The following is a 21,911-nucleotide window of genomic DNA, read 5'->3' on the forward strand; positions in this document are numbered from 1 at the left end:
GTGATTAGATGCCAATGTTCAGGCCCACCGAGAAGGCGCGGGGGCGCGGGTACGAGCCGTACTGCTGGCCGTTGGCCTGCACTTCGGGGTCGAAACCCTTGTGGTATTTGGTGAAGGTGTAGAGGTTGTTGCCGGACAGGTAAATCCGCAGCGTCTCCACGTGCTTAATGAGGTTGGACTTGAAGTTGTAGCCCAGCGTCACGTTCTGCACCCGCAGGAAAGAGCCGTCGGCCACGAACCAGTCGGAGCCGTAGTAGGCGCGGTTCGCGTTCACGCTGGGGTAGGCATTGGTGGGGTTGTCGGGTGTCCAGCGCTGGAGCTGGCCGCTGGGCGAGAACTTGCGGAAGTCGAACACGTCGTTGCCCTGCACCCCGTAGAGCTGGGCCGAGAGGTCGAAGCCCTTGGCGCGCAGCGTGGTGTTGAAGCTGTAAAGGACCTTGGGGTTGGGGTTGCCGATGATGGTGCGGTCGTTGTCGTCCACTTTGCCGTCGCCGTTCAGGTCCACGTATTTCAGCTCGCCGGGCTTGGCCATGTCGCCGGTAAGGCCGGTGGCGGCACCTTCGGCGGCGCTCTGAATCACGCCGTTGGTTTTGTAGCCGTAGAACACGTTGATGGGCTGGCCCACGATGTAGGCGTTCAGCGGGGCGCGCAGCATTTCGATGCTCGCGCCGTTCCACACGAAGTTGTCGGTGCCCATGCTGATGAGCTTGTTGCGGTTCACGGTCAGGTTGCCGCCCACCGTCCACTGCACCACGGGGGTACGCAGCACCTCGGCGCTCAGGCCCAGTTCCACGCCGCGGTTTTCAATCACGCCATCGTTCACCCACACCCGGTCGTAGCCCGACGAAGGCGTGATGTAGGTTTGGCGCAGCAGGTCGCGGGTGCGCTTGTAGTAGAAGTCGAGACTGGCCGTGAAGCGCTGGTTGAGGAAGCCCAGGTCGAGGCCGGCGTCGAGCTGCGAGGTGGTTTCCCACTTCAAATCGGGGTTAGGCACGCCCTCCCAGATTTTGTTGTAGCCGTCGTAGCCGAAGGTGCCCGGCCCGAAGCCGGTCTGGAAGTCGCCGCCGGTGTAGTAGCGGGCCGAGCCCAGGCGGTCGAGCGTCTGGTAGGGGCTGATGCCCTGGTTGCCGGTCAGGCCGTAGCTCAGGCGCAGCTTGGCTTCCGAAATAGTCGGGATGGCTTTCAGGAAAGCTTCTTCCTGGAGCTTCCAGGCCACGGCGGCCGAGGGGAAGAAGGCCCACTTGTTGTTGGCCCCGAACTTCGACGAGCCGTCGGCGCGACCGGTGAAAGTGAACAGGTAACGGTCGAGCAGCGAGTAGTTGAAGCGGCCGATGTAGGAGTTGAGCAGCGACTTGCTCAGGCCGTTGGTGGTGTACTGCGTCTTGGCGGTGCCCAGGTTCTGGTTGGCCAGCACATCGTTGATGAAGCCACGGCCTTCCAGGTACGAGGTGCGCGAGTTGAACGACTGCGTGGTGTAGCCCGCCACCGCGTTGAAGCTGTGGATGCCCACCGACTTGTTCAGCGTGAAGTAGCTCTCGCTCAGCAGCTCGTTGCCGTTGTAGTTGTTGATGGTGCCGAAGCCGTTGTACAGGTAGCCGGTGTTGGTGATGTTGCGCGGCTGGTAGTTGTCGTCCACCGCGTTGCCGAACTTGTCGCTGAGCTGGGTGCGGAAATTGAGCCACTTGGTCAGGTCCCAGCTCACGTAGAGCGTGCCCAGCACGTCGAAGCCCTTGCTGGTGTTGGTTACCTCCTTCTGGTAGGCAATGGGGTTGCCGAAGTCGCGCGGCCCAATCTGGAAGTAGGTACCGTCGGGGTTGTACACCGGGAAAACCGGGTTGCGGTCGGCCGAGAGGCCGCCACCCACGCGCTGGGTGTGGGTCAGAATCAGGTTCACGCCGGTGCTCACGTTGTCGAACAGTTTCTGGTCGAGGTTCAGGCGGCCGTTGTAGCGGTTGTAGTTGTTGCCGATGTTCAGGCCTTCCTCGCGGTAATAGTTGCCCGACACCGAGAACTTGGTGCGCTCATTGCCGCCGTTGGCCGTCAGGGTGTAGCTCTGCGACAGCGGGTTGCGATACACCAAATCGGGCCAGTAGGTGCGGTAGGGCCACTGGGGCTTGGTGGGGTCGGTGCCGCGCAACTCGGCCACCGAGGGGTAGTAGGTGCCCAAATACGTCTGCCCGGTGTAGAGCAGCGGCAGGCCGGCGTTACCCCGGGCCTCGTTGTCGATGATGGCCACGTCCACCGGGTCCGACCACACGTCGAGCTTCGTGGGCAGGGTCGAAATCGTGTTCAAAGTACTCAGCGTGACGCTGGTTTTACCCGCTTTGCCCTTCTTCGTCGTTACCAGAATTACGCCATTGGCGCCCCGCGAGCCGTAGATAGCAGCCGAGGAAGCATCTTTCAGCACCTCAATGCTGGCAATGTCGTCGGGGTTAATCTGCTTCAGGTTGCCGGCATCGCCCCACGGAAAGCCGTCCACCACCAGCAGCGGGCTATTCGAGCCGTTGATGGAGCTTGACCCGCGAATGCGGATAGTAGCGCCCGCGCCCGGCTCGCCGGAGGGCACAATTACCTGCACGCCGGCCACCTTGCCCTGCAGCAACTGGTCGACCGATGAGGCAGGCGTCTTGTTCAACTCGCTGCCCTTCAGCGTGCCCACCGAGCCGGTGAGGTCGCTCTTGGCCACCGAGCCGTAGCCCACCACCACCACTTCTTCCAGGCTCTTGGTTTCCACTTTCAGGTTGCCGTCGATGGTGGTTTTGCCATTCACCGGCGTTTCCCAGGTTTGGTAGCCCACGAAGGAGAACGTGAGCACGGCATCGGGCGAGGGCACTGTGAGCGAGTACGAGCCGTCGCCCTGCGACGACGTGCCCGTGCTGGTGCCCTTCACCAGCACCGTCACGCCCGGCAGCCCGTCGCCGGAAGCGCCGTCGCGCACCACGCCGCGCACCGTCAGGGCCTGCGCCCAGCCCAGCGCTGGTACCAGCACCGCGCAGAGCCATATAATGAGTAATTTCTGTCTCATAAAAGTGTGTTCAAAGTGAGATGTAAGGGTGGGATTTTGAGGTAAGCAATCCACCGGGAATACCGCTAGCAAGGCCCGGAAGAATGGTGTTTACACACTAAAGATTGGCTGGTAGCCAACAGCCGGGCAACAAACGTTTCCGGAAGTATACAGGCCCTTTCAAGGCCGTGCCAACGGCTTGAAAGCCGGTCTGTTTGGGTAATGCAAACTTAATATCTGCTCTCAGCTGGTAATGATACTTTTTTATCAAAGTATTGCCCTATTCAGCAGTTCATGAGAATTACCTGGGCTTCAAGGCACTGGCTAAGCGGTTTTGAGCCGGTGCTCCTCCGTTCTCGGCGGTAGGGAACGGACTAATTGATTTTTACACCGCCGGCTCACCTCCAGGCAGGCGCGGGCGTTGTGGTACGGGCATTTCCAGAAGCCGATTTTGTCGTGGCTGCGCATGGGCTGGTAGTCGTCGTACACGCCCCAGCGCCACTCACCGGTTTCGAAATCCAGCAGGTGCTTTTGGGCAAATTGCCAGGCCTTGTACGAGTGGTGCAGCATGGCTTCGTCGCGGGCCTGCTCGTAGGCGTGCAGGAAGCCCACCATGGCCTCGGCGCTCACCCACCATTCGCGGTGCGTGTCGAGGTGCTGGGTGCGCAGGTCCAGCTCGTGGTGCAGGCTGCCGTCGGGCAGTAGCGCGGCGGCCGTGGCCCGGGCCAGGCGCTGGGCGGTGGCGTTGGTGCGGGCCAGCAGCGCGGCATCGCCGAGGGCTTCGGCGGCTTCGGGCAGCAGCCAGGCGGCTTCAATGTCGTGGCCGTAGGAAACGAGGTCGGCCACCGACGTCCAGTCGCGGGCGAAAAACAGGCGCAAGTGGCCCGTATCCGCATCCACAATGTGGGTTTCAAAAACGCTGAGCAGGTGGCGCAGGCGTTCTGCCAGCAGGGCATCGGGCCAGGAGTGGTAGAGGTTGGCGTAGGCTTCCAGAATATGCAGGTGCGTATTCATGGTTTTGGGAGCGTTCTGGTCCTTTTCGCTCAGCCGCAAATCATCCAGCAACTCCCCTGTTTCGGTGAAAGCCTCGAAATAGCCGCCGTGCTCCGCGTCGTAGCTGTGCGCTTCAATCCAGCGAAAAAGCTCCTGGCTGGCTTGCAGCGCCTGCGGCTCCTGGGTGGCGCGGTAGTACTCGCTCAGCCCGTAGATGGCGAAAGCCAGGGCGTAAATCTGCTGGCGCGAGTCCTGCGGGCGACCCTGCGCATCGAGCAGCCAGTGCAGGCCGCCGTGCTCAGTGTTGAGGAAATGCGTACGCAGGTACTCGTAGGCGCGGGTGGCGGCGAACCGATATTCGGCCCGGCCGGTGTGCCGGTAAGCGGCCGAGAACGTCCACAAAATGCGCGCATTCAGGATGCTGCCCTTGTCGGCGCGGGCATCGACCTGGCCAGTGCTGTTCATCCGCCCGATGAAGCCGCCTTGCTGCTCATCCACGGCCTTGGTCAGCCAGAAATCGGCAATGCGGGCCAGTTCGGCCTCCATCTCCTGCTGGTACGACGCCAGCAGGGCCGTCACCGCGGGCGTTGCGTGCTCATTCATGCCCCCACGCCGTTGTAAGACAGCACCATTCCGGCCTTCGAATCCTCGGCAAAAGCTTGATTTGCGTCAATCAATGCATTGATTTGGCGCACCGAAGCAGCCGAAGAGAACCCGTCGGCGGGCGTGTTCAGCACGTAATCCACCAGCTGTTCGACGGTGGATGTGGCCACGTGCGTGCGGGTGTCCGACGAGGCGTAGTAGATGAATACCGTGCCGTCCTCGTCCAGAATCCAGCCGTTGCTGAATGCCACGTTCGACACGTCGCCGACCCGCTCCTCTCCTTCCGGCGCAATGAAATAGCCGCCCGGCTTGTGCAGCAACTTGTCGGGCTGCGCCAAATCGGTCAGAAACACATAAAGCACGTAGCGCAGGCCGGCAGCCGTGTTGCGCACGCCGTGGGCCAGGTGCAGCCAGCCCTTGTCGGTTTTGATGGGCGCGGGGCCCTGGCCGTTTTTCGACTCGTACACGGTGTGGTACTGCTTGCCGTCCACAATCCATTCGCGGCTCACCACGGCATTTTCCATCGAATCGGCAAGGCCGAAGCCGATGCCACCGCCTGCGCCCGCCTCAATAAAGCTGTCCTGCGGCCGGGTGTAGAGGGCGTATTTGCCCTGCACAAACTCGGGGTGCAGCACCACGTTGCGCTGCTGGGCCGAGGGCGTTTGCAGGTCCGGCAGCCGCTCCCAGCTGATGAGGTCGTGGGTGCGGGCGATGCCACACTGCGCCACGGCGGCCGATTCGTCGCCGGGCCGGGCGGCGGGGTCCTTGCGCTCGGTGCAGAACAGGCCGTAAATCCAGCCATCCTCGTGCCGGGTCAGGCGCATATCGTACACGTTGGTATCGGGCTCGCTGGTTTCCGGCATCGTGATGGGCCGCTCCCAGAACTCAAAGTTGTCGAGGCCATTCGGACTTTCGGCCACGGCAAAGAACGACTTGCGGTCGAGGCCTTCCACGCGGGCCACCAGTAGGTAGCGCCCCTCGTGCTTGATGGCCCCGGCATTGAACACCGCATTAATTCCCAGCCGCTCCATCAGGAAGGGATTGGTGGCGGGGTTCAGGTCGTAGCGCCAGTTGAGCGGCGCGTGCTGGGCCGTCAGCACCGGGTGCTGGTACCGGTCATAGATGCCGTTGCCGAGGGGCTGCTTCTTGTTGGGGCGGGCAACGAGGGCATTGTGCTGCGCCTCAAGGTCGTGCTGGCGTTGGCGGAAGTTGTTTTCCATTAGATAAGGTCGGAATAAATAAGCTGTTTGGAAGGTATTAGTAGGGTGTGCAGCTGGCGGGACCTCACCCCCGGCCCCTCTCCCGCGGAGAGGGGAGCCACGGCGGCGCAACCATCTGCAATCGTCAGGCTCCCCTCTCCGCGGGAGAGGGGCCGGGGGTGAGGTCTTGGCGCCAGGCAATTCTGAATTATTGCTTGATGAACTTGATGGTCTGGGCCGCGCCCTGGTACTGCGCCCGCAGCAGGTACAAACCGGCCGGCATATCGGCTGTGGGTAAGGTTTGGGTAGCGGCGCGCACGGTGTAAGCCCCAACTTTTTGCCCGGTATTATTAAGCACTGTGAGCTGCGTGCCCACGGGCCATTCGCGGCCTAATTCCACGGTTAGCGTGCCGGCCGCCGGGTTGGGATACGCCTGTATGGTGCGGGCGGCGCTGGCCGAAGTTGTGGCTGTTACCAGGCTGCCATAAGCTTCCAACTCGCGGATGGAATAGCCGTAAGCGGTGCCGCGGGCCGTGCCCAGCACCTTCACGTAGCGGCCGGTCACGTTCAGGTTGGAGTAATTGGTGTGCAGGTCGGAGTTGCCCGTGATGGTCACGGCGGTGGTCCAGTTCACGTTATCCGGCGACACCTGGATTTGGTAATCGCGCCCGTAGGCGTTTTCCCACACAATGCTGAAGCGGTTGAGGCGGTAGCTGGCGCCCAGGTCCACCACTATGTCCTGCGGGTCGGCGTAGGCCGATGACCAACGCGTGGTGCGGTCGCCGTCCACGGCCAGCGCGGCCACGTTGCCCTGCCCCGCTTCGGTAGATGAAACCGTTACCGGCCGGTTCAGGCACAGATTGCCGGCTGAAGGGTTGGGTACGCCCCAGCCCGGCATTTCGTCGCGGGTCAGCACGTTGGGGGCTGTGTAGAGCGCCAGCAGGTTGGCGGGTGTGTTCTGAGTGAACACCAGCTCCGACCAGCCCATAAAGTAGGTCCACAGCGGCTGGGCCCGCAGGGCCGTGACGGTGGGCAGCACGCCCGTTTCGCCGATGGCAATGGGCTTGCCGGCGGCCACGCCCAACATGGCGTTGTATTTGGCCTGGGTCAGGCCGTCGCCGTTGTAGAAATCCAGTGAGGCCACGTCAAAATAGCTGGTGCCGGGGCTGTAGGAATTCACGTCGCTGGGGAGCGTGGGGAAATCCTGGATATTCCAGACCCAGACGATATTAGTCAGTCCCCGCGTGACTTGCAGGTAGTCGTGCGTAATCTGGTAGAGCTTGGCCGAACCGTTTGGTCCGGGTCGGCCACCCCACCAGAAGGCCGCCTGATTGGTTTCGTGCAGGGGCCGGAAGGCTACTTCCACGCCCCGGCTTTGTAGGTACTGAAAGTAGGGCACCAGCTCATCGAGCCAAGCTTTCCAGCGGGTGTTGAGCGCGGTGCCGTTGGTGGTCAAATTGGTCCAGTCGGCGTTCGACATGGTGCTCGTCACGCCCGTTCCAAACGAGCACGGCGACACGTTCTGGGCCGGGTTGCAGGCGTGCCAGGTCAGCGTCACAAAGGCGCCGCGCTGCCACTGCTTCTCGGCCTCGTATATCATCTGCCAGCGGTCGGCGTAGCTGCTGAACAGGAAATCACCGCCCCACAGGCCCGCCACTTTCCCCGTCACAAACTCCAGCTGGTCGGTATAGTACGTGGGGGTATTCAGGGGCTCCTTGTTGTGAATGCCGCCAATGGTGGATGTGCCCCGGATGGTGTAGAGGTAGTTGAGCGAGGTAAACGGCGTCTGGGCCACGGCCGCGCCGGGTAGCGCCAGCGCCAGTCCCACCGCGGGCCACCCCAGCTGCTGGATACATGCTGTCAATACGTTTCGTAGCGAGAAGGACATACTGGGTGGGATTGGAATGAATGGAGCAAGACTTCTTCAAATTTCGCCACTGACGAAAGGGAGCAGTAATGGTTTTTTACCGTTCTGTGGTACTGTTTTGGCGGTGCGGCCGTGGAGACCTCACCCCCGTCCCCACGGCCGCTAGTCATCTCCCAGCCGCTCCCACCACGTCTTTTTCAGTATCGAGCCCACAATCACCAGAATCACCACCGTCACGAGTAGCGGCAGGTGCTGCGAGAGCAGCAGGTACATCGGCAGGATGGTGAGGCAGAGCTGCGCGATGATGCCCAGCACGATGTTGAACATGTTGCGGCCGAAGTTGCGGTTGGGCTGGAAACCGGGGTCTTCGGCCTGCACGGCGGCCAGCACCGGGCCCCAGAAGCCCCAGGGCCGCACCGTTTTGTAGAAGGTGTGCAGCACGGCCGGTTCGGTCGGCGGGGCCAGATAAGTGCCGATGACGGAGCCGGCCAGCGAAATGCCAAACAGCAGCGGAAACCAGTACAACAGGTTGCCGGCCGGAATCAGCACCCCGAAAACCATGGCTGCCACGATGCCCGTGAGCATCCCCACGAAAAAGCCCGTGGCGTTGAAGCGCCACCAATGCCATTTCAGCACGTTGGAGGCCACGTAGCCGCCGTAGAGCGCCGACACGATGAACTGTAGCACCGTGTTCACGTCCTTGGCGATGAAGCCCAGCGCCACGCCCACGGCCACCACTACCACGCCCACCAGGTAGTTCATCGAGATGATGCGGCCGGTGCTGGCGCGCGGGTTGATGTACTTGAGGTAGATGTCGTTGACGACGTAGGCCTGCGCCGCATTCACGGTACCGCTGAAGGTACCCATGAAGGCCCCGAGCAGACCGGTGAGCACCAGGCCCATCAGCCCGACGGGCAGGAAATTGTTGATGGTGAGCGGCAGAATGCGCTCGAAGTCGATGGTGCCGTCGGGCGCTTTCAGGTTCATCTGCTGGTAGTAAAGCAGGCCCAGAATGGTGAGGCCGATGATGAGCGAGTAGCGAATGGGCAGCAAGATGATGGACACGAAGCCGCTCATCTTGCTGGCGTCTTCGGGCGAGCGGGTGCTCAGGATTTTCTGCATGTCGTAGTTCGGCGCGGGGCCGGCCAGCGAGGCAAACACGCCCTTGAAGGCCATCATCATGAAGAACACGCCGAACAGCGAGTAGCCGTCGCTGGAAATCTTGCTGTTCACTTCCGGGATGATGCGCTGCCAATCCAGCCCCAGCCGCCAGCCGAAGAAGGGGTTGAACCAGCCTTCGGGCACGGCCAGCGGCTTGCCCTGCAAATTGACGTAGGCAATGACGGCAATGGCCACGCAGGCTACCGTCATGATGGCGTACTTGATGATGTCGCCGAGCACGATGCTGTGCATGCCGCCCACGATGGAATAAAACATCGCAAAGAGCGTAAACACAATGCCGTACACGTGCGGCACGTACTGCGGCGCCACGTCGAACGGCACGTAGCCTTTCACCAGCTCCCAGGGGATAAAAATCTCCATAAACTTGCCCAGCCCCACGAAGCCGTAGGCCAGAAAGCCCAGGCAGCTGAGCAGCGCAAACGCAATCACGACCTGGTGCGAGGCCCACACGCCCGGCCCCTTTTGCCCGAAGCGGGTGGCCAGCCACTCGGCCCCGGTACTAGCTCCCGAGCGGCGCAGCCAGCGCGAGAGGTACATCATCAGAAACACCTGGTTGAACACCGGCCACAGCCACGGAATCCAGATGGATTTCATGCCATACACGAAGCACAAACTCACCATCCACATCGTGCCGCTGATGTCGAACATGTCGGAGGCGTCGCTCAGGCCCAGCTTGTACCAGGGCAGCGTGCGCCCGCCCAGCATGTAGCTGTCCTTGTCGAGGCTGGCCTTTTTGCGGTAGTAGAGGCCGATGAACACCGTGGCCAGCAAGTAGGCCGCGATGATGAGAAAGTCGAGTAAGTGAAGCCGCATCGGGTGCTGGGTGGGAGTGGCTAGTGGCGCCCCAGGCAGGGCACTGCAGTTGATAGCCGGCGAGAGAAATATCTGTTGGCAAAAGTATCCGCTGCTTTGCCCGGCTTAGTAATGATATTTTATCATTCTCTTGACCGTACCGACTAAGCACTCGATTCAATGGCTGGATTTTATTGCTAATCTGGCTCAAAAGCCTACTTTCGCTGCGCCGTTTCGGCACTCGCCACAGATACTATCTTACCCAAAATCCCACCCATCCGGTACCGCCATGCAGCAAAACATCATGCGGGAGATTACCCCGCTCACGCAAAACGACTGCTTCATGCTCTTTTCGCGGGTGAAAAAGGAGTTCTCCTTTCCGCTGCATTGCCACGAGGAATTTGAGCTGAATCTGATTCTGAATGCGCCCGGCGCCAAGCGCATTGTGGGCGACCACGTCGAAGTTATCGAGGACCAGGAGTTGGTGCTCATCGGCTCCAACCTGAACCACGCCTGGTTCACGCACCAGTGCGTGAGCGAGGAAATCCAGGAGCTTACCATCCAGTTTCACAAGGACTTGCTGGACGAGAAGTTTCTGCGCCGCAACCAGCTCAGCTTCATTCAGAAAATGCTGGAAAATGCTCAGCGCGGCATCCTGTTCTCCCGCGAAGCCACCACCCAAATCCGTGAGCGCATCCTGGGCCTGGAGCACAAAGTCGGCTTCGATTCGGTGCTGGAGCTGCTCTCCATTCTGCACGACTTGTCCACCTCGCGCAACATGCGCGTGCTCTCCGATTCGTCCTTCACCGCCGAGCGCCCGCAGGCCAACAGCCGCCGCATCGAGAAGGTATTCGAGTACCTGAACACCTACTACAGCCGCCCCATCACGCTGGCCGAAGTGGCCAAAATCGCCAACATGCCGGAGGTGTCGTTCAGCCGCTTTATCAAGAAGCGCACCGGCACCACGTTCATCGACAGCCTGAACGAAATCCGCCTCGGCCACGCCTCCCGGATGCTCATCGACACCACCCACAGCGTGGCCGAAGTGGCCTACAAATGCGGCTTCAACAACATCTCCAACTTCAACCGCATTTTCAAAAAGCGGAAGAAATGCACGCCCAAGGAGTTCCGGCTGAGCTTCTCTGGCACGCGGCTGTTCATTTAAAGCCTGTTTTGAATGGAGGTAAAAAGCACGTCATGCTGAGCACAGCTGAGACATCTCGCGTGCCATAGTGACTCAATCGTTGAACGAAGCGAGTAATATGTCTCGGCTGCGCTCGGCATGACAGCCGAACAGGGCAAAACCAATCCATTACCCGGCCATTATTTCCAGATTTTATCCTTCTCTGATTCTATTTTAACCATCTGCTTGCCAGGCAGATTTTTCTATTTTCCTTAGTGCTGTTCCTTCCCCGTGCCCTCCCGTTGCGACAGCTGTCAGCGGGACGGTTGCGGAGAAGTCGGAGTTGCTAGCGCTCCGCTGTGCGGGCCTCGGCCCGCGTTGCTTCGTTGCTTCGTTGCTTCTGGATGAGCAACCGCCTTGTTTCCGAAGGCTATTCGCCCCGCTGCTGCTGGGGCCGATGGCACCTGCTTATCGCCGCGGGCTGGGCCCGCTGGTCGCCTGATTCCGCACGTCCACTTTCCACCAAATCCCACCCTTTCCGATGAAAATTATTACGCGCATTCTCGCCGTGTGTGCTGGCTTGCTTTGCGGCTCGGCCGCCACGGCTCAAACCAGCTACAAAAGCCTCAACTACCTCTACAGCATCTCGGGCACCAAAACGGCTTCTGGTATGCACAACCGGGAGCCCAACTCGGCCCCGGCTACCTGGACCAATCGCCTCAACTCCGTGACCGGCAATTTCCCAGCGCTGTGGAGCAGTGATTTCCTGTTTGAGCAAAGCGAAATCAGCAACCGGTGGACCATGACCAACGAGGCCAAGGCGCAGTGGGCCAACGGCGCCCTCATCAACCTGATGTTTCACGCCTGCCCTCCTACCCAGGCCGAGCCCTGCCAGTGGGAAGGCGGCGTCAAAAACTACCAGCTGAGCAACACCCAATGGCAGGAGCTCATCACCGACGGCTCCCAGCTCAACCGCAACTGGAAGGCGCGCCTCGATGCCATCGTGCCCTACCTGCAGGACCTGAAAAACAACGGCGTGGAGGTGCTGTTCCGGCCCCTGCACGAGATGAACCAGGGCGTATTCTGGTGGGCGGGCCGGCCCGGCTCGCAGGGTACCGCCCGCCTCTACCAGATTACGCACGACTACCTCAAAAACACCAAGGGCCTGACCAACCTTATCTGGGTTTGGGATGTGCAGGACTTCGGCTCGCTGGCTTCCGACCTGGCTAACTACAACCCCGGCAGCAACTACTGGGACGTGCTGGCGCTCGACATGTACTACAGCGACGGCCAGGGCTACACCAGCGCCAAATACAACGCCATGCTCAACGCCGCGGGCGGCAAACCCATTGCCATTGGCGAATGCAACAACCTGCCCTCGCCCAGCCTGCTGGCATCTCAACCCCGGTGGGCGTTTTTCATGGGCTGGTCGGAGGAGGTATTTACCAATACTTCCACTGCTAATATTCAGAATACCTTTTGGGCCGGCAACGTGATTGTGCGCGAAGAAATGCCCGGCTGGAATAACACCGCGCCCACTGCGCCCAACATTGCCTACCAGCGCCCGGTCAGCGTCACCTCAAGCTACAATAGCACCAACACCGGCGCCAAAGCCGTGGATGCCGACGGTAACACCCGCTGGGAAAGCGCCTACACCAACAACCAATCCATTTTTGTGGACTTGGGTGCCACCTACAACGTCAACCGCGTGCGCCTGGCCTGGGAGGCCGCCTACGCCCGCGACTACCAAGTACAGGTATCTACCAACGGCACTACCTGGACCACCATCAAGGACGTGTGGGGCAAAACCTCCGCCACCGCCGACAACCACACCGGCCTAAACGCCAACGCCCGCTACGTGAAGGTGTACTGCATCAACCGGGCCACCACCTATGGCTTCTCGCTCTACGAATTCGAAGTGTACGGCACCGCCACCGGCGCCCGCACCGCCCTGGCTTCCAACGGTACGAAAACTACGTTGGAGGGCGAAGCAACCGTATTCCCCAACCCCGCCAGCAGCAAAATAACCGTGCAGTTGGTCCAGTACGGCAAGGCCGGTACCCAGCTCACGCTCAGCAATGGGCAAGGCAAAACGCTGCTCAGCGAATCCGTACAAGGAACGGAACGCACGCTGGATTTGGCCACCTACCCGGCTGGGCTTTACCTGCTCACCCTGTCGAATGAGTCGGGCCGGGTGACGCGCAAAATCACGAAGGAATAGGTGCTGGCTGATGCGTTGAATGGCCTGTAGAGCGTGTAAGAAATGCCCGCTCTACAGGTGCACGTCGGTGCTGTTTTTCACAGCTACCGGCACGTTATCCGGGGTTTTAACCTCGACATTAGCGAGCTGCCAGTTCTGGGCGAAATCGATGGTGCCGGCCTTCTCAGCGCTAATGTGCACGTTGGTAAGGTTGAAGTTCTCAAGTAGCGAGGTTGCCACGCCGCCGGCCAAAATGGCTGTGTGAGCACCCGTGGCTTGCAGGTTGGTAATGCGCACGTTGCGGAAATGGGGCAGGCCGCGGGCGGGGTCTACCTTGGTCAGCATGGCTTTCCAGTGGGCGGGCAGCGTGGCCTGGGTGTAGCCAGCGGGTAGCTCCGAATAGCTGTAGGCTGGGTTCCAGTTCATGGTAATGGTGAGGGGCACGCGTACGCTGTCCAGTTGAATGTCTTCAACCAGAATATCCTCCACGGTGCCGCCCCGGTTGGTCGCTGACTTCAGCTGAATGCCATTCTTGGTGCCCTTGGCCCGCAAGTTGCGGGCAATGATGTGGCGGATGCTGCCCGACGTTTCCGAGCCGCATGTCACCAGCCCGCCGCCGGCGCCGGCTACGCAGTGTTGAATGAGGACGTATTCGCACGGCCGGTTCACGCGCAGGCCGTCGGCGTCGCGGCCGGCTTTCAGGCAGAAATTGTCGTCGTTGCAATCAATGTCTGCATTCTGCACCAGCACGTAGGAACTGGAATCGATGTCGACGCCATCGGTGCTGGGGCCGTGGCCGCCGAGGTTGTTGCGCACCGTGATGCCGTCCACCGTCACGTTTTTCGAATACAGCACATGCACCGTCCAGAAGCCCGAACGCTGCAGGGTCAGTCCTTGTAGCGTCACATTGCTGGCGTTGGACATCAATAGCAGGCGCGGGCGTTGGGCGTCGTAGTCGACTATCCAGCGCAGGCCTTTCGCTTCGTACTCCTTGCGCATCGTCCAATACTTGTCCCAGAAAGGCTGGCCCTGCCCGTCCACGGTGCCTTCGCCGGTAATGGCCACGTTGTCCTGGTCCAGCACGTTGAGCAGGGCGGCGGGCCACTTCATCTCGATGCCAGCCACGCGGGTCATTATGTGGGGGTAGTCGCTGAGGTTCTGGCTGCCGAGCAGCGTCATGCCCTTCTCCAGGTGCAGCTCCACGCCTTTTTTGAGGAACAGCGAGCCCGTCAGGTAGCGGCCGGGCGCCAGTGTCACCACGCCGCCTTTGCGGGCGGCCGCATCAATGGCTTTTTGCAGGGCCTGCGTGTTGAAGGTCGTGCCGTCGCCCACCGCTCCGTACTTCGCGGCGGCAAAAACCGTTTTAGCCATCGGCCGCGAGTGGGCCCCTACCTGCTTCACCCAGGCCGGGTCCGGCTCGGCGATGGGAGCGGCAACGGGTCGAAACGAGCTGGCCGCCAGTACTAACAGCGGAAGAAAGCGAGCGGATAAACGTTTCATAGGAAGCCAAAGATGCGCGTGCCAAAGGTCCCTACCTGCCCGCACTCACCTGCACCCTGGGAAAGACAATCGCCTGCCCTACCCTAGTGCTTTCAGTCGGGGGCATACCGTCTGCGGTGTCCGGGCTTATTCGTCGGCTGCTTTCTTAGGCTGAAAATGAAATACTGGCGACGGCACGTGTTCCTTAGTGAATAGTTGGGCAAAATGGCCGATTACCTCCGGGTGTTGCGGTGCCACATCGTGCTTTTCACTGGGGTCGGTGGCCAGGTCGTATAGTTCGATGGGCCCGTTGGGCGCTGTGGCCATGTTCAGGCGCACGGCTTTCCAGTTTCCCCAGCGGGCCGCTACGCTACCGCCCTGCTCATAAAACTCCCAATACAAATACGGATGCTGCAGCTGCTTGCCCCGCCCGGTCAGGGTGGGCAGCAGGGAGAGGCCATCGGTGCCCGCCGGGGTTTTCAGGCCTGCTACCTCCATAAAGGTGGGCAGGAAGTCCCAGAAAGCGGCGAGCTGTGGGGTTGTCGTCCCGGCTTTTACCTGGCCGGGCCAGCGCACAATGAAGGGCACCCGAATGCCACCTTCGTATAAATCCCGCTTGGCCCCGCGCAGCCCGCCGCTGCTGTTAAAATAAGCCAGTTCCTTGCCGCCCTCGGCGGAGGGCCCATTGTCCGACGTGAAAACAACGAGGGTGTTATCGTCCAGGTGCAGTTGCTTTAGCTTCTGCATAATCTGGCCCACCTGGTCATCCAGCACTTGCATCGTGGCCACCACGGCGGCCCGCGGGTACGGCTGCGATTGGTAAGCGCCAGCCTTGGTGAAATTCGGCAAGCTGGTATCGGGGCCGATATAAGGCTTTTCGGGGCCGTACTGGCCAATTGCTCGCTGCATATAAGCCGGGGGTGCGGCAAGTTCCGCGTGCGGAATGACGGTTGTCATAAAAACGGCAAAGGGCTGCGCCTGGTGCTGCTCGATGAAGGCCAGCAGGTGCTGCTGAATCAGCTCCGGTGCGTAGGTGCCCGAGCGGGCGCCGCGGTTTTCTGGCAGCATCACTTTTTCCCGGTTGTGCCAGAGGTAGTAGGGGTAGTAATTATGCGCCAGCGTTTGGCTGTTGTAGCCAAAAAACTCGTCAAACCTCTTGTTCACCGGGTCGCCAGTGCTGCCCGGCCCGCCCAGGCCCCATTTGCCGAAGCACCCGGTGGCATAGCCGGCCTGCTTGAGCAATTGCGGAATGATGCGGCTTGAATCGGGCAGCGGATACTGGCCCTCCGGCTTCACGGCGAGGTTGCCGCGCACGGGGGTGTGGCCGGTGTGCTGGCCAGTGAAGAACGACGAGCGGGAGGGCGAGCACACCGCCGTGCCCGCGTAGCCTTGCGTAAACTTCATGCCTTCGGTGGCAAGCCGGTCGATGTTTGGCGTCTGGAAGCGCTGCTGCCCGTAACAGCTGACGTCCCCGTAACCCAGGTCATCCGCCACAATAAAAACGATGTTGGGCGGGCGTTTCGCGGGTCGTTTCAATTGAGTAAACGCGAGCCCGCATCCCACACTCAGCAGGAGCACGAGCAGCTGGACCGTTCTCCAGGCCAGTCGTTCAGATTTTCGTTGTCGCATAATTCCGAGACAAGTAGTTCGCTGCTGCGAAGGTGCCACCTATTTTGCGTCTTTCGCACACCGGAAACCCAGGTTGTTGGCGGCGCTTTTCACCTCGCCTTTGCCCCGGCTGCCGGCCTGGTAGCGCAAGCAGTACTGGTCGCTGCACAAAAAAGAGCCCCCGCGCTGAACGTGCTTCACCAGCCCGGGCTCCTCCGGGTCGTGGCTGTCAGCCGGTCCGGCTGGATTACTCGAGGGGCTAATCCGGTAATAATCGGGTCGGTAATAGTCGCTGCACCACTCCCACACGTTGCCCTCCATATCGTAGAATCCCCAGGCATTGGGTGAAAACGACTTCACGGGGGCCACGCCATCAAAACCATCGGCGCGGGTGTTGCCCGCCGGAAAATCACCCTGAAACAGGTTGGCCATCCACCGGCCGTTGGGTGTTAGTTCTAGGCCCCAGTAGTAGGGCGTGGTTGAGCGCTGGCCGGCGCGGGCGGCGCACTCCCATTCCGCTTCGGTAGGCAGCCGTTTGCCGGCCCACCGGGCGTAAGCCTGGGCATCGTCGTAGCACACTTGCACCACCGGGTCATTGGCGTGGCCGGTTACGCTGCTGCCCGGCCCCAGTGGGCGCCGCCAGTTGGCCCCCGGAACGTACTGCCACCACTGCCCGGCCTCCGCGCGCGAAACCTGATGGTTGGGCCTGGCGAAAACGGCCGAGCCGGCAACTAGCTGCGCCTCGGGCACGCCCGGAAAATCCCGGGGGTTGGGCTTGCGCTCGGCCACGGTCACGTAGTGCGTCGCCTCGACGAAGGCTGCAAAAGCGGCATTGGTTACCTCGTGCTCGTCGAGGTAAAAGGGCTTGAGTGTGACCGTATGCAGTGGAGATGCATCGGCAAAATGCGGGTCTTCCGTCCCCATCCGGAAGCTGCCCCCGGGCACTAGTACCATCTTGGCCGCACCGGTTGGTTTATCCTCAGCCGGCTGCTCATTGGCGCAGCTGCTGCCAAATACTAGCAGACTGAGATTGAGCAATACCAGAAATTCAGAACGAGCCATGGGCGCTTAGCGGGTAAGTACAGCAAGTGTGAAACAAACCTAAGCAGTCGGCAATGGCCCACCCAAATGCGCCTTACTTACGCCTTCGCGCTACGGTCCGGCCGGTACAGTGAGGCCGAAACTGTATTAATCAATTTCTAATTCCGTTGACTGGGCGTGCAGCGGCTGGTAAGGATGGGCCAGAAACAGCTCGGCATAGTCCACGCCTCCCACGGTGTAGCCCGGGGCATGCCCCCGCCGGTGCACCAGCAGGACCTGGCAATTGGGCAGGTAACGCCGGATAAGCTGGTTGTAAAAAGGGCGGCACCACGGGTCGATGTCGCCACCCGTCAGCAGGACCGGGACCCGGGAATACACGGGCGTTTTTGCGACTGGCGGTTCGGGCTGCACCTGCCAGCAGCGGCAAATTTCGTGGTCCACATTATTGAATGGATAGCCGGCCAGCCAAGGCACTACCAGTGCCTGCCGGGCCACCAGGCTGGGGGCTGCGTAGGCAATTTGCTCGCTGCAATAAACAGAGTAGCGCATGCCCAGCGAAACAGCTGGGTCGCCGGCAAACGCGGCATCCACTTGCTCGCGCACGTACGTCTGGTGCCTGCCCGCGAGCATATCCAGTAGCACTTCCGGGATGGTGTGCACCTGCTGGGCCGTGAGGCGGTCAAGCACGGCATCAAGTAACTCCTTCTTGGTGTAGGTAATGCGCAGGCTATCGAGGGTGCCGGGGGGGCGGTAGCGAAGCGTAAATTTCTTCCCCGTAATGGCCGTGAAGTACTGCTGGAACCGCCGCCGAAGCTGCCCATACGCCGGGTGCGCTGCCGAATCCCGCTCACAATCCGTAAACACCTGCGCTAGAGCTTCGTTGATGTTAAGTAAGCCCGCCTCTTCGTAGTTGGTGTAGCCGGGCAGCGGCGAATTCAGCAGTAGCGCCCGCACGCTTTCGGGATGGTTGCGGGCCACCGTGAGCATGAGGCTGCCACTGTAGGAGATGCCAACCAGCGTCAGTGGGGCAAGGTGCAGGGCCTGGCGCAAATCAGCAATATCCGCTGCGCTGGCAATGGTGGTATAAGCCGAGAGGTCAATGCCTTGGCGAACGAATTGGTCCCGGCACTGCCGGACGGCTACGCGCACCAGACTATCCTGCGATAAGCCGGTGCGGTAGCTCTGCCGCACGGCCGCCGGCACTTGCGGGCAGTCCAGGCAGGGCTGTGCGCGTCGCGTGCCGCGCTGGTCAAATAAAATGATGCCGCCGTACTTCAACCAGCCCGACCGATAGCCGATGCTGTCGATGTTGGCGATGGTGCTGTAGCCCGGCCCGCCGGTGCTGTACAGCGAAACGTTCTGGGTGGGGTCCTGGGTTGGCCGGCGCACAAACAGGAAGGGTATTTTCACTTGCCGGCCGGTGGGGCGCAGGCGGTTCTCCGGCACGACTAAGTAGCCATAGGTCACCACCAAGCGCTTGTCCACTTTGATTGGGCAGACCACGGGTTCGATGCGCGGCTGATACGTTTGGCTCGAAGCCGGCGGGCAAAGCAGCGGAACAAGTAGCAGAACGAGCAGCAGGAAACGGGGCATAGGAGACAGGAGCAGTTGCCTGGCAAAGCAACGCCTCCAACCGGCCAGGGGAAAGTAAAAAACGGACAATCTAGTGCCCAGACGTGGCCAACGGCAGCCCCGTGAATTGACGTGCCGCTTTGGCAAAGTGACTACGGTCGTAGTAGCCATAGTCGCTTGGGTCAAAGGTCTGCGGGTGTGCTACGAAGGCGGTCAAAGCCGTGCGGGCGCGCAGAAGGGCAAAATACTGACTGGACGAGGTGCCGACTACCCGGTGGAAATACCGGTTAATGGTTTTGGAAGTCAGAAAGAGGCGCTCTGCCACGGCGGAGGTGCTGAGCTGCAAGCCAGCGGCTTGGTATTCACCAATGGCATCATGCACCAAGCGCACGTAGTGGTCTGGCGGAAAAGGCCGGCGAAAGGCCGCTAGTAAGAACCGCTCCAATAGGCCGACTCGCTCGGCAAAGGAAAGTGGCTGCTTCACCTGCGCCAGCAGGGCCGCCGGCAGTACGTGCGTCAAGGGCAGCAACTGGTCAGTGAGCGGCACTTGGTTGATGCCCAGGACTGCCTCCAGGCCACCCGGATAAAACTTCAGCGTGAAAATATTGTCCGTCGCAAGCTTATGGCGTGCTATTGTCGTGTTTCGCAGCAACAACACGTCCTCACCCGCCCGGACGGTGTACCGCTTATGACCCAGGTCAATCACGTAGGCCGGCCCCAGATTAATATAGCAGGTGGGGGTCCAGCTGGCAAACATCTTCGAAGACGAATAAGCTGGTGGCTGCGGCCGGGTTCTGGCCAGCGAAGGCCGCGCAGACTGCGAAAAGAACTCAACGTAGGGCGCCAGCTCTTCGCACGGCAACACAAAATCATAAGGCTGGCGAATATTCTGAAAAATCTCAACCATTACCTAATGCTACCTGGAAAAGCGGAAGTCAGGCTGCTTCAGCGACAGGTGCAGCCCACAAGGTAAGGGCTCCAGCCAGTGCCTTGCAAGGCTCACAAGAAAAGCTGGGAAGCATATGGGGCTTACGCAGTGCCATAAACGTGCATCCCTCAGTCCGGCTCAGCACTCGCCACCAAGCCTGCAAGCGAGCGAATAGGGCACAGCGTCCGATTGTGCAGTGCTGTTGGGTTAGGCGCTGTTTTTAGGTATGCGAAGGCCCGTGCGGTTACTTCACTAACAGTTCGGCGGGCGGGCTTTTGCGCCCATTGGGCGCGATGGTGACGGCGCGCACGGTGAGTCGGTTGTTCAGGGGCACGGCCAGCGGGCCGTTGTAGAGGGCGGCGGTTTCGTCGGGCAGGTGCCCGTCCAGGGTGTAGCGAATCTGGGCACCGGGCACCAGCGAGCGCAGCGTGAACACGGCTTTACTCCCCTGCTTCACCATGCTGGTGCTGTCGAGCCCCAGCGGCTCGGGCACACGGTAATTGATTCTTTGTTGGTCGAGCCGGGCAAATTGTTGGCTCATGCGCGGCAAGAAAGCTGCGTAGCTTTTGCTGGCGGCTGGCGTCCAGGCCACTTCCGATACCGCCAGTAGGCGCGGAAACAGCATGTACTCGGCCGCCGCTGGCGTCGTAATGTATTCGGTCCACAGGTTGGCCTGGGGGCCCAGCACGTGCTGCTGCTGGGCGGGGGTCAGCTCGGCCGGCAGCGGGTTGTAGTTATAAATGACGTCCAGCGGGATGTAGCCGCCAATCATCAGCGGTTCGTAGGGGCTGTGGGGCTTTGGGCTCTGGCCGTAGTTTACGTACAGGTGAGTGGTGGGCGACATCACCACGTCGTGGCCCATCTTGGCGGCCTCAACGCCCCCTTTTTCGCCCCGCCAGCTCATTACGGCAGCACTCGGGGCGATACCTCCTTCCAGAATCTCGTCCCAGCCAATGAGCTTTTTACCCTGGCCGGCCAGAAATTTCTCGATGCGGCGGTTGAACCAGCCCTGCACCTTTTCCACATCGGTATAGCCCTCCCGCTTCATGATTTCCTGCACGGCAGCGCTCTCTTTCCAGCGGGCCTTGGGGGCTTCGTCGCCGCCGATGTGCACGTATTTGCCCGGAAACAGCGCGCACACCTCAGTCAGCACGTCTTCAAAAAAACGAAACGTGGGCTCGGTCGGGCACACAATGTCCTCGTTCACGCCCCACATGGTCCAGGTTTCGTAGGTGCCGGGCTTGCAGGCCAGCTCCGGGTAAGCCGCCAGCACCGCCACCGAGTGGCCCGGCATCTCAATTTCGGGCACAATGGTGACGTAGCGCCGCTGGGCGTACGCCACCACCTCGCGAATCTGCTCTTGCGTGTAGAAGCCGCCATAGGGCGTGGCGTCGTACTTGAAGTCGGCCGGCCCTTTAAACAGCTGCTGGGCCCCAATCAAGGTTTCCTTGCGGAAAGCGCTAACCTGCGTCAGCTTCGGGTATTTCTTGATTTCGATGCGCCAGCCCTGGTCGTCGGTCAGGTGCCAATGGAACGTATTGAATTTGTAAGCGGCCAGAAAGTCAATGTACTTCTTCACGAAGCTGACCGGGAAAAAATGCCGGCTCACGTCGAGCATGCCCCCGCGCCACCGAAAAGCCGGCTCGTCGGCAATGCGCACGTAGGGCACCTGGGCGGTGGCCGTCGGCCGCGCGGGCAGCAGCTGCAGCAAGGTTCGGCTGCCGTAGAACAACCCCGCGCCGCCGGCCGCCGAAATCCGGATACCGGCCTGGTCGACTACCAACTGGTAAGCCTCGGCATTGGGCTGGGCGGCCGTCAGCAGCGCAATCTGGGCGGCGGGGCGGCTGGTGGTTAGCGTTACGGTGTGGCCCAGCGCCGTCAGCATTTCCTTCAGCAGCCCCGCTACGTTCTGCTCATCCTTGCTCGTGGCATAGATGCTCAGTTTCTGGGGCAGCGGATACATACCGGCCGTGGCTTTCACCTCGCGCGGCAGGGGCACGAGGCCTAAGCGCTGGGCCGGGGTTTGGGAGCCCTGGCCCAGCACGGAAAAGGTAGATAGAACGCCGGCTAACAGCAAGCCAAGCCGGGAGGGCACGGAAACGGGAAAGGGCATAAGGTGTTTGGAGTGGAAAGCGGAAGGAGGCAGTGGCAATAATAATACGTCGTGCTGAGCGCAACCGAAGCAGCGCACCGCCGCCCGGAGTTGTTCCCACCAAGTCTCGCTGGGCTGTGCGACGTTCAGCTAGTTTAGCAAACGAAGTCGCAGCAACGGTTGGCCACTAGCAGTTACGCTCAGCACAACGTGTGTTCAGGCGGTATC

13 protein-coding genes are annotated in these 21,911 nt (G+C 61.0%); 2 read left to right on the forward strand and 11 right to left on the reverse strand.

All coding sequences use genetic code 11. The annotated features are described in order from the left end of the window. Positions 1-4: 4 nt before the first annotated feature. The 5 genes from J4E00_RS19090 to J4E00_RS19110 all read right to left on the reverse strand — a co-directional run bounded on the left by J4E00_RS19090 (position 5) and on the right by J4E00_RS19110 (position 9,661). Positions 5-3,025: a SusC/RagA family TonB-linked outer membrane protein gene (locus J4E00_RS19090; RefSeq protein ID WP_208176865.1), complete on the reverse strand. Its 3,021-nt coding sequence runs from the start codon at positions 3,023-3,025 to the stop codon at positions 5-7. A 303-nt stretch (positions 3,026-3,328) separates the two neighbouring features. Next, on the reverse strand, positions 3,329-4,600 hold the full coding sequence (locus tag J4E00_RS19095) for an AGE family epimerase/isomerase (RefSeq protein WP_208176866.1): 1,272 nt from the start codon (positions 4,598-4,600) through the stop codon (positions 3,329-3,331). Further along, positions 4,597-5,820 carry a glycosidase gene (locus J4E00_RS19100; protein ID WP_208176867.1) on the reverse strand — a complete coding sequence of 408 codons (1,224 nt, stop codon included), beginning with the start codon at positions 5,818-5,820 and terminating at the stop codon, positions 4,597-4,599. Before J4E00_RS19100 ends, J4E00_RS19095 begins: the two co-directional genes overlap by 4 nt. 187 nt (positions 5,821-6,007) lie before the next feature. Beyond that, a complete protein-coding gene (locus J4E00_RS19105; RefSeq protein WP_208176868.1) occupies positions 6,008-7,687 on the reverse strand; it encodes a glycosyl hydrolase in 1,680 nt (559 codons plus the stop codon). A 141-nt stretch (positions 7,688-7,828) separates the two neighbouring features. Further along, a complete protein-coding gene (locus J4E00_RS19110) occupies positions 7,829-9,661 on the reverse strand; it encodes a sodium:solute symporter family protein (protein WP_208176869.1) in 1,833 nt (610 codons plus the stop codon). Positions 9,662-9,929: 268 nt separating this feature from the next. Between J4E00_RS19110 and J4E00_RS19115 the strand changes: the two genes are divergently transcribed. After that, positions 9,930-10,805, forward strand: coding sequence for a helix-turn-helix domain-containing protein (locus J4E00_RS19115; protein WP_208176870.1), 876 nt, complete (start codon positions 9,930-9,932; stop codon positions 10,803-10,805). A gap of 499 nt (positions 10,806-11,304) precedes the next feature. Then, positions 11,305-12,984: a glycosyl hydrolase gene (locus tag J4E00_RS19120; RefSeq protein ID WP_208176871.1), complete on the forward strand. Its 1,680-nt coding sequence runs from the start codon at positions 11,305-11,307 to the stop codon at positions 12,982-12,984. 51 nt (positions 12,985-13,035) lie between these two features. On the opposite strand, the gene J4E00_RS19125 is transcribed toward J4E00_RS19120, so the two are convergent. The 6 genes from J4E00_RS19125 to J4E00_RS19150 form a co-directional block, all read right to left on the reverse strand. Next, positions 13,036-14,463 carry a glycoside hydrolase family 28 protein gene (locus tag J4E00_RS19125; RefSeq protein ID WP_236049956.1) on the reverse strand — a complete coding sequence of 476 codons (1,428 nt, stop codon included), beginning with the start codon at positions 14,461-14,463 and terminating at the stop codon, positions 13,036-13,038. Positions 14,464-14,589: 126 nt separating this feature from the next. After that, on the reverse strand, positions 14,590-15,978 hold the full coding sequence (locus J4E00_RS19130) for an arylsulfatase (RefSeq protein ID WP_236049957.1): 1,389 nt from the start codon (positions 15,976-15,978) through the stop codon (positions 14,590-14,592). 132 nt (positions 15,979-16,110) lie between these two features. After that, positions 16,111-17,112 (reverse strand): formylglycine-generating enzyme family protein, encoded by a 1,002-nt coding sequence (locus tag J4E00_RS19135; RefSeq protein ID WP_208176873.1) that lies wholly within the window; start codon positions 17,110-17,112, stop codon positions 16,111-16,113. A gap of 126 nt (positions 17,113-17,238) precedes the next feature. Next, positions 17,239-18,684 (reverse strand): alpha/beta hydrolase, encoded by a 1,446-nt coding sequence (locus tag J4E00_RS19140; protein ID WP_208176874.1) that lies wholly within the window; start codon positions 18,682-18,684, stop codon positions 17,239-17,241. A 70-nt stretch (positions 18,685-18,754) separates the two neighbouring features. After that, entirely contained in the window at positions 18,755-19,570 is an 816-nt protein-coding gene (locus tag J4E00_RS19145) for a helix-turn-helix domain-containing protein (RefSeq protein ID WP_208176875.1), read from the reverse strand. A 265-nt stretch (positions 19,571-19,835) separates the two neighbouring features. Then, positions 19,836-21,704, reverse strand: coding sequence for a beta-N-acetylhexosaminidase (locus tag J4E00_RS19150; RefSeq protein WP_208176876.1), 1,869 nt, complete (start codon positions 21,702-21,704; stop codon positions 19,836-19,838). Positions 21,705-21,911: the final 207 nt, after the last annotated feature.

The organism is Hymenobacter negativus (assembly GCF_017571495.1).
Taxonomy (GTDB): Bacteria; Bacteroidota; Bacteroidia; order Cytophagales; family Hymenobacteraceae; genus Hymenobacter; species Hymenobacter negativus.